This window comes from Prosthecobacter sp., from assembly GCF_044373815.1.
GTDB lineage: Bacteria > Verrucomicrobiota > Verrucomicrobiia > Verrucomicrobiales > Verrucomicrobiaceae > Prosthecobacter.
In genome coordinates this window covers 1-4,278 of sequence record NZ_JBIPNG010000528.1, presented here as the reverse complement: position 1 = coordinate 4,278, position 4,278 = coordinate 1, and the positions used below count along the sequence as shown (strand labels likewise).

Here is a 4,278-nt window from a genome sequence, read left to right as displayed (position 1 = left end):
GTGCCACTACTAGCCCCGCGCACACCGCCATCAAAATCGCGCCGAAGTACAGCGGCAGCATTGTGCATGTGCTGGACGCCTCCCGCAGCGTGCCTGTGACGACATCCCTGCTCAGCGAAGATCAGCGTGAAGCCTTTGTGGCCAGCAACGAGGCCCGCCATGCGCGCCTGCGTGAAGAGTATGGAAAGAAGAAGGACCGTGTGCTTCTCAGCATCGCCGAGTCTCGCGAGAAAGGCGTCAAGTTCGACTGGGCCACGCAGGACATCGCCACGCCGACGTTCCTTGGGACGAAGATTTATGAAGGTCCACAACTTGTCGCCGCGTTGCGCGAGTTCATCGACTGGTCGCCCTTCTTCCATTCATGGGAACTGCGTGGGCGCTGGATCGCTGCGGAGCAACGTTTCTCCTCTGCGCAGGAAGATGTGGAGATGAAGGGCAAGGCCGAGGCGGAAGCCCTCAAGCTTTACAAGGATGCCAATGATCTGCTCGACCGCGTCATTGCAGAAAGCCGGTTCAACCCGCGAGGCATCATGGGCTTCTTCCCCGCCAACGCCATTGGCGATGACATCGAAGTCTACACGGACGAGTCACGCGCCACGGTGAAAACCACCTTCCACACCCTGCGACAGCAGGTCATCAAGAAGGACACGCCGAACTATGCGCTCAGTGATTATATTGCGCCGAAGGACAGCGGCCGTGCCGACTACATCGGCGGGTTCGCAGTCGGCATTCACGGTGCGGATGAGTTCGCCAAGGAGTTCGAAGCCGCGCACGATCCCTATAGCGCCATCATTGCCAAGGCCGTGGCCGACCGTCTGGCCGAGGCCTTCGCCGAATACCTCCACCAGCAGGCCCGCTACGCCTGGGGCTATGAAAAACCCGGCGAGCTTTCCCGCGAGGAACTCATCAAAGAAAAGTATCGCGGCATCCGTCCAGCGCCCGGCTATCCCGCCCAGCCTGACCACACCGAGAAGCCCATCCTGTTTGATCTGCTCGATGCCGCAGCCAATACCGGCGTGGAGCTCACAGAAAGCATGGCCATGCATCCCGGCAGCGCTGTCAGCGGCCTCTACTTGGCCCATCCTGAGTCGCACTACTTCGGTATCAGCGTTCTGGGCAAAGACCAGGTGGAAGACTATGCACAGCGTAAAGGGATGACGCTTGCCGAGGCTGAGCGCTGGCTTGGTCCTTGGCTCGGCTATTGAGACTTCTCTAAGTTCAACGAAACCAGCCACGGATGCGGTCGAACAGGCCGCGTCCCTGACCGGGTTGCTGCATCTGGCGCGAAGGGGGCGCGGCGTAACCTTGGTGCTCCGCGCAGAAGTTTTTGGGCACCAGATCGTAGGGCAGGGCATCCTCGTATGCGGTGCCAGCTTGGCCGCAGCCATCGGTGGCCAGCTGGCTGCTCACGCGGCACAGAGTCACGCGTGAAAGCGGCAGCGTGACCTTGGGCACTTCGGTTTTGTAGCCGAGAGCGACGGCTTTTTTCATCACGTCGGCCCAGATAGGCAGTGCGAGGGTTCCGCCATAGCCGCCTTCGACAATCGTCTGCGGTTTGTCGAGCCCCACCCAGATACCGCAGCTCACTCGATCCGTGAAACCGGCGAACCAAGCATCCTTGTAATCATTCGTGGTCCCGGTCTTGCCACCGCCGGGCTCTTTGAAACCGTATTCATTGCGCAGGGATGCTGCAGTTCCCCGATCCAGCACCTGTGCGAGGATGTTGCGCATGAGGAACGCCACGCTCGGGGTGATGACCTCGGATTCGAGCACGGGGGTCTGGTAGATGATGTTGCCCGCTTTATCGACAATGCGGTCAATGAGGAAAGGTCGGCGACGCAGGCCTTGATTGGGGAAGATGCTGATCGCACTGGTGAGCTGGCGTGGATTGCCGCCAATGTTACCGATGAAAATCTGCGGCGTTCTTTCGGCAGGCTTGCTGAAGCCGGCGTTGGTGAGCAGATCGATCACACGATCAATCCCGGCATAGTTGCCAAGGCGCAGAGTCATGGTGTTGCGGCTTTTCACAATGCCGTCCGTCAGCGTGGTGGGCCCAAGGAATTTGCCATCCGAGTTCTGCGGACTCCAGCCAGGATCAGCCCCGTCAATCTCCCCGGGCTGGATCGGCGCATCATTGATCAGGGTGCCAGGCATGAAACCAGAGGCGATGCCTGCGGCATACACGAAAGGTTTCACCGTCGAGCCGATCTGCCGCTCTCCCTGGGTGGCGCGGTTGTATTTGCTGTGGCGGTAGTCACGGCCGCCTATGAGGGCGAGGATGCCGCCGGTGGAGTTGTCCTGCACCATGAGCGCCGCCTGCAGATACGGCGTGGAGGCAATTTCCTGAGCGCCATCCCAGGTCTTGTCAAAATCCGCCTTCTTCGGGTGTGCATAGCCATGCTGTTTTTCCACAGCAGCCAGGCGCTTCTCCACGGCGGCCTCCGCGGCGTCCTGCAGGTTTTTATTCAGAGTGGTGAAGACCTGCAGTCCGCCGTCCTCGATCTCCTGCTGCTCCAAAATCAAATCCAGGTCGCGTCGCACGGTGTCCAGTGCGTAGCCGCCCTGGCTTTGAAACACAGGCTGCGCATGCAGGGCGATGTCCGCATACTTGGCTGCGATTTCCTCTTCCGGCGTGATCACCTTCGTTTCCAGCATGCGCTTGAGCACGGTGTCGCGCTCCTTCAACGCTCCTTCATAGTTGCGGAAGGGCGAGAAGCGCACGGGGCTGCGGATGATGCCGGCGATCATCGCAGCCTCGCTCAGGCTGAGCTGGCTGGCATGCTTGCCAAAGTAAACCTGGCTGGCCCGCTGCACTCCGTAGATGCCGGGGCCGTAAAAGATGCGGTTGATGTAGTGCTCAATGATCTGGTCCTTCGTGCAGGCCTTTTCAATGCGGCGTGCCAGCATCATCTCCACCAGCTTGCGGTGGATGCTGCGGTCATCGAGATCCGGGAAGCTGTTTCGCGCGAGCTGCATGGTCAGCGTGCTGGCGCCCTGCACCACGCGCATGTCCTTGAAGTTGCGCACCATGGCGCGCGCCACGCCTTTGTAGTCGATGCCTCCGTGATCGTAGAACCGTGAGTCCTCACGAGCCAGCAGGGCTTTGACAAACCATGGCGACACCTCGCTCAGCGGTACGATGATGCGGTTCTCGCCATGCATGCGGCCGAGGACTTCGCCTTTGTAATCCATCACGATGGTTCGCTCCGGCATGTCCCCGAGTTTGGTCAGGTCGTAGGCCTTCGCCAGATGGCTGTAAACGCCGATGACCACCGCCGCTGTGAGCGTGCATAGCAGCGAACCTCCCATGAGAAAAATCACGCCAAGCCGCTTGAATGACTGCCAGCGCGACAGAGTAGGTTTCGTCGGCTTGCGCTCTTCAGTGGGCTTCTTTTTCATGTGTGCAGGCATCGGGTCGCTGGTTTTGGACCAAAGATCAAGCCTCAGACGATGAACTCGGCGTGAACTTCAATTTCACATTTTGGCGTGACATTTCACATATGGTTTCCGTACATACGACTGCAATCAACCCATCCGACCATGAAAGCACTCTGCCTCACCTTCCTCATCGTCACCACGCTCGGTGCCTCCGCCGCACTGCTCGAATCACCGCAGCAGGGCGGTTTGCAGATCCAGTCGCTCAGTTCTCTCAGCTTCGGGCCGGAAGGTCTGCTGCTGGTCGCGGAGCCGGCCACGGCCAGCGTGGTGGCTATCCAGACGGGCGATGCCGGACCCAAGAGCGAACGCCTCGCCAAACCGGTGGCCGACATCGGCGCACAGATCGCCGCCGGACTCGGGGCCAAGAAGGAGGACATCACGGTCAAAGATCTCGCGGTGAATCCTGCCAGTGGACGCATTTACCTCGGCGTGCAGCGCCGCCCTGACAACGCGGTGCTGATTGTCAGCGTTGGCGCAGACGGCAAGGTGGCTCCGCTGAATCTCGCTCCGCTTGCCTGGGTGCGCATCACGCTGCCCGGCGGCACCGCCAGCAAGGTCACGAACATCACCGACGTGGCCTTCGACAAGGACCGCGTCTTTGCCACAGGCACCTGCAATGAAGAATTCGCCTCCCGCATTTTCACGATCCCCGTGCCGCTCAAAAACGGCACCACGGCCAGTGGGTTCAGTGCGGAGACGTATCATGTGGCGCATCGTAAGTGGGAGACCAAGGCACCGATCCAGAGTTTCATCCCCTACCAATCGAAGGAAGGCACCTTCGTCGTCGGCGCGTTCGCCTGCACGCCGGTGGCCAAGTTCAAGGTGGACGACATCCAGAGT

General features: G+C 60.2%; 3 protein-coding genes. 2 read left to right on the top strand and 1 reads right to left on the bottom strand.

Going from position 1 to position 4,278, the window contains the following annotated elements; translation table 11 throughout:
* Nucleotides 1-1,205 (top strand): vitamin B12 dependent-methionine synthase activation domain-containing protein (locus ACIREA_RS27535; RefSeq protein WP_397385530.1); only part of this gene is annotated, 1,205 nt, incomplete at its 5' end.
* Between the two features lie 13 nt (nucleotides 1,206-1,218).
* Here ACIREA_RS27535 and ACIREA_RS27530 read toward each other — a convergent pair.
* The gene (locus ACIREA_RS27530; RefSeq protein ID WP_397385529.1) at nucleotides 1,219-3,399 is read right to left on the bottom strand and encodes a transglycosylase domain-containing protein; all 2,181 of its coding nucleotides are present in this window, start codon (nucleotides 3,397-3,399) and stop codon (nucleotides 1,219-1,221) included.
* Nucleotides 3,400-3,540: 141 nt separating this feature from the next.
* Here ACIREA_RS27530 and ACIREA_RS27525 point away from each other — a divergent pair.
* A partial coding sequence (locus tag ACIREA_RS27525) for a hypothetical protein (protein ID WP_397385528.1) occupies nucleotides 3,541-4,278 on the top strand: 738 nt, incomplete at its 3' end.

Excerpts from the sequence above, each read along its gene's own strand:
- ACIREA_RS27530 (WP_397385529.1), bottom strand. The coding sequence starts at position 3,399 with ATGAAAAAGAAGCCCACTGAAGAGCGCAAGCCGACGAAACCTACTCTG.